Here is a 4,771-nt window from a genome sequence, read left to right as displayed (position 1 = left end):
GTGATCACTAAGCAACAGCCAATTAATCAGTTTCAGGAATTAACCGGTAAGAGAATTGCTGTAGAGCAAGGCTTTGCCCTGATGGAGCTGTTACCCAGTCTGATGCCGAAAACAACGTTAGTTCCCGTCAGCAACAGCCTACAGGCCATTAAAGCCGTCCAGCAATCAAAAGCCGATGGCTATATCGGCGATGCCGTCGTCTTGTCCGATCTACTCCGGCAACATAATGATCCCTCATTGGAACTGTCGATCCTTCCCGGCCTGCCGACCAACCATTTACATTTCGCGACCCAAAAAGGTAAGCACAAACTGCTAAGCCGGATCAATTTCGCCTTGGAAGACATTAAAAGTCAAAGCCTGACAGCGATTTATAACCAATGGCTAAACCCCGGGCAAATCAATATGTTCACAAACTACGGCCAGCTTCGCCTCAGCCCGGAAGAAAGAAGCTGGCTAGACAAAAACCCCTACATCACCATTGGCGTCCACCGTGACTGGGCACCCTATGACTATCTCAATACCGATAATATTCATTCCGGCCTGACTGCTGATTTATTGAATATCATCAGTAACGAGCTGGGCGTTAAATTTGAAATCAGCAGCAACAGAACCTATTCGGAGATCAACCGTGCTTTTCATGATGGTGAGCTGATGATGCTCTCCGCGCTGCCTGAAACGCCGACTCAAGACAAGTTGATGTACTTTTCAGCTCCATACGTTGACGAGCCCTGGGTACTGTTTGCACCCGCCGAGGAAGGGATCGACTCCCTGCTTAACAACAGCAAACTCACTGTCGGCATCATTGCCGATACTTCAGGATCGGAACTGCTATCTGATTTCTGTAGCAATTGCTCATCGGTCTCATACATCAACCAGGTATCGGCCTTTCAGGCCTTGCAGAAAGAAGAGGTCGACCGCGTACTGACCTCGCTGCACCACGCCTCCCCACTCCTACAATCGGACTACCTTGGTCAGTTTAAAATGGTTGGCCAAATCGAAGATAAAAACCTCGTTCCCTTGCACTTTGCCGTTAACTTTCGCCAACCAATATTACTCAATATCATCAACAAGGCGCTCGACTCCATCCCGCCGAAAGAAATGACCCGACTTGAGAACAAATGGCTAACCTTTGAATATCAAGAAGGATTAGCCCCCAAGGAGGTCGCCAAGTGGGCGGGCATAATAACATTACTGGTACTGACGGTGATCATTACCATCACCTGGTGGAACCGTAAAATGGCCGAGGAGATTTTACAGCGAAAAACGGCCGAAAAGCGCGCCAGACGCGCCGAGCGCCGCCTGCAACACCTCGCCGACAACCTCGACGGTGTTGTATTACAGCATGTTCAGCCAAACCCGGACCAGCCTCTGGACATTCAATACACCTTTGTCAGTGCAGGTGTTAAAGAACTACTGGGGATTTCAGCTACCTCTATCAAGCTCCATCCCGAACATCTGCTCAACCTGCTCGACGACGTTAATATGTCCGCACTTAAACAAAGTATGCGTGAGGCAACCAAGCAAGGTCACTGGGATAGCGAACAAAAGCTGAAATACCACAGAGGCCAGCTTAAGTGGATACAGTTCAAGAGCCGTGTCACCCCCCATGAAGAAGGCGGATTTTACTGGAATACGGTTGTCACCGATATTTCCCTGCTGAAGCAACAACAACTTGCCCTGGAGCATGCAAGACAAAAAGCGGAAATCGCTACTGCCGCAAAATCCCAGTTCCTCGCCACAATCAGCCATGAGGTGCGCACCCCCATCAGTGGTATTCTGGGTTTACTCGAATTAATGGCAGACCAGCCTCTCAATGACGAGCTTGTAAACCTGCATGGTGGCCTGACCCAGTCGGCCAGGAATATGCTCCATATCGTCAATGACGTTCTCGACTATTCAAAAATCGAAGCAGGAAAACTGGATCTCAACCCAACCAACATCGAACCCGGCAAGGTACTGGCCCGGATCATCCAGCCTCAGTCCATTCATGCCCAGCAAAAAAATCTGGCCTTTAAATACTGGCAGGATCCCAGACTGGCTGACTGGTTACTCGCGGACGATATTCGCCTTCATCAGATCCTTAATAACTTCCTGAACAATGCGATCAAATTTACCGAACAAGGCACAATCGGGCTGGCTGTCGATGTACTCGACCCAGCGAACTCAGAGCTATCTTCCGGGAAACAAACGATACGCTTTACCGTCAGCGACACAGGTATAGGTATCTCACCGGAACAACAAAAGAACCTGTTCAAGCCATTTGAGCAAGCCGATCAAAGCACCAGCAGACGCTTTGGCGGTACTGGTCTTGGGTTGGCGATAGCACACAAACTGGTCGAGCAAATGGATGGGGCTATCCAGCTCAGCAGCCAACTCGGTAAAGGAAGTGAGTTCAGTATCACCGTGACGCTGCCGCTGGGTAAATCGGAACATGATCACAGGCTTTCTCATACGGTAGGCGATACTGATTCACAGGCCTCTCTTGCTGGCGGCAACAGCCTGATCATTGGCTATTTTATGCAGCGGGAAGCACTGTACCGCTACCTCCAGCATCTGCAGCTCACCCCGGTTATCGTTGCTGCCAAGCAGCTTCACGAACTGAGAAACGAAGTGAGCAAACACCAGCCCAGGCATATCTTTATTGCCATGTCTATTTGGCAACAGCTTAAGCTCAATGACCAATGGCTGGAAGAACACTTTCCGGGCGTCAATATTATTATCATCAACCAGAACCCGATGCTCTCTCCAGAGCCTCTCGGCCAGCAATGGTGCCTGTCCGTCAATCCACTCCTGCCAGATAACCTGAGCCATGTACTGACGATGCCTGTCAGTAGTACACAGAGCGAACTTATCGAGCAGATTGAGTCAGAAAACTGGGCGGAGAGCCGAGAATCTGCCGAAGCTAACGGCCGACTAATTCTCATCGCCGAAGATCACCCCGTCAACCAGCAGGTTATCTCTAAGCAGCTGAAGAAGATTGGGCTACATGCCGATATTGTCGACAATGGGCTCCTGGCTTTGGAAGCAATAAGAAATCGCCGCTATGGATTACTGCTTACCGACTGCCATATGCCTGAAATGGATGGGTACACCCTCTCGGCCACACTTCGCCAACAAGAGCGCCGCTCCAGAGAGTCCAGCAACAGCAATGAACTGACACATGAACAGCTCATCATGGATTTCGGCCCGACCATTAGCCATTCCTACCAACAGGTACGCTCTGAGCATATTATCAATGGAATACCGTCTACTGGCCTACCTATCATAGCCCTGACAGCCAATGCGATTCAGGGCGAAGACAGCCATTGTTTTGAAATGGGCATGAGTGACTTTCTTGTCAAACCCGTCTCTATCGCCAAACTCAAACAGGTTCTGCTGAAATGGCTGCACGCAGACCCGGTTTCAACGGTGAACACAGAAGATCAAGGCCAAAGGCAGGCGGATGATAGTCACAGTGCCAGCGAATTCCACGATCTGTTCAGCACTATCGACCAACAGCTTGACGACGAAGAGCAACAAGCGTTTCTGGACACCCACCCTCAAAAAACCAGCTGCACAGATGATATCAACCAAAATGAAAGCTCATCGTCAGCGGTACTCGACGAGCAAAAGATCCTGCTGCTATTTGAAGACCAAGAGGTGGTCAGTCAATTGATGGAGGAGTTTAAGCACAACCACCAGCAAGATTTCAGGCAATTGAATGAAGCCATTGAGAAAGACAACCAGCAGGACATAAAAACCATAGCCCACAGGATGAAAGGCGCATCCCAGATGCTGGAGTGCGATACACTGGCAATACCTTTAGCTACGATTGAAAAAGAAGCGGAGCGCGCGCAGTTCAGCGCCGACAGTACTGCCTATCTTGCCTTAAGAGAAGCCACTGCCAAACTGTTAGAAGAAGACCCTCAAGATATTAGATCTAAGGCTACAACATAAGGCAATCACTGCAGACACTAACCAATAATATGGGCTTGACCGCGGTGGATTACCGCGGTCGCAAAAGAACCCCTGAAATTGATTTACGGTACGCCCCTATACTGCTGCTATTAGGCATCGCTGCGTTCGATAATCCGTTGCAGCCGTGGACGGCTGATTTTGAGGATCTCGCAGGCGCGGCCTTTGTGTCCTTCAACGCTTTCCAAAATCCGGATCACATGCTGGTACTCAATGTCCTGCAAGCTCTTAGCGGTAATATCCACGCTTGCTTCGTTCTTCGATCCCAAATCAGGCGCAATGTCAGCAAATAAGTCCAAGGTCAGGATTTCGCCCGGACACAAAGCGACAGCCTTGGTTAATATGTTCTCAAGCTCTCGCACATTGCCCGGCCAGTCATAGGCGCACAGCGCAGCCATCGCATCCTGTGCCACTTTGCTAACCTTGGTGCCTAAATCCCGGTTTGCACGAGCTAACAAGGCCGGGATCAGGTCATTCAGATCTTCCCGCCGTTCTCTCAAGGGAGGAAGATGGATCCGCACAACCTGCAGCCGGTAGAACAGATCTTCGCGGAAGGTTTTATCTTTAATTGCCTGCTCAAAATCAAGATTAGTCGCTGTAATAATGCGCGCATTAGTCTTGTAGGCGAGCTTACTGCCCAGCGGAGTAAACTCCTTCTCCTGCAGTACACGCAGTAGCTTCGCCTGAATAGGGAGAGCCAGCTCACCCACTTCATCTAAAAACAAAGTACCGTTATTTGCTAGTTCAAATTTACCCGGCTGATCGGACACCGCACCAGTGAACGCCCCTTTCTTGTGGCCGAACATTTCTGATTCCA

Annotated in this window: 2 protein-coding genes; one reads left to right on the top strand and one right to left on the bottom strand. The window is 49.9% G+C overall.

Annotation, left to right across the window (positions count from 1 at the left end; all coding sequences use genetic code 11):
- Positions 1-3,936 (top strand): transporter substrate-binding domain-containing protein (locus MHN01_RS16870; protein WP_239412406.1); only part of this gene is annotated, 3,936 nt, incomplete at its 5' end.
- 110 nt (positions 3,937-4,046) lie between these two features.
- Here the strand turns inward: MHN01_RS16870 and MHN01_RS16865 are convergent.
- Positions 4,047-4,771, bottom strand: a 725-nt coding sequence (locus MHN01_RS16865) for a sigma 54-interacting transcriptional regulator (RefSeq protein ID WP_239412405.1), incomplete at its 5' end; no start/stop codon positions are given.

It is taken from the genome of Photobacterium sp. OFAV2-7 (assembly GCF_022347985.1).
GTDB lineage: Bacteria > Pseudomonadota > Gammaproteobacteria > Enterobacterales > Vibrionaceae > Photobacterium.
Note: the sequence above shows the minus strand (reverse complement) of the source record. Positions and strands in the feature narration are given on the sequence as shown.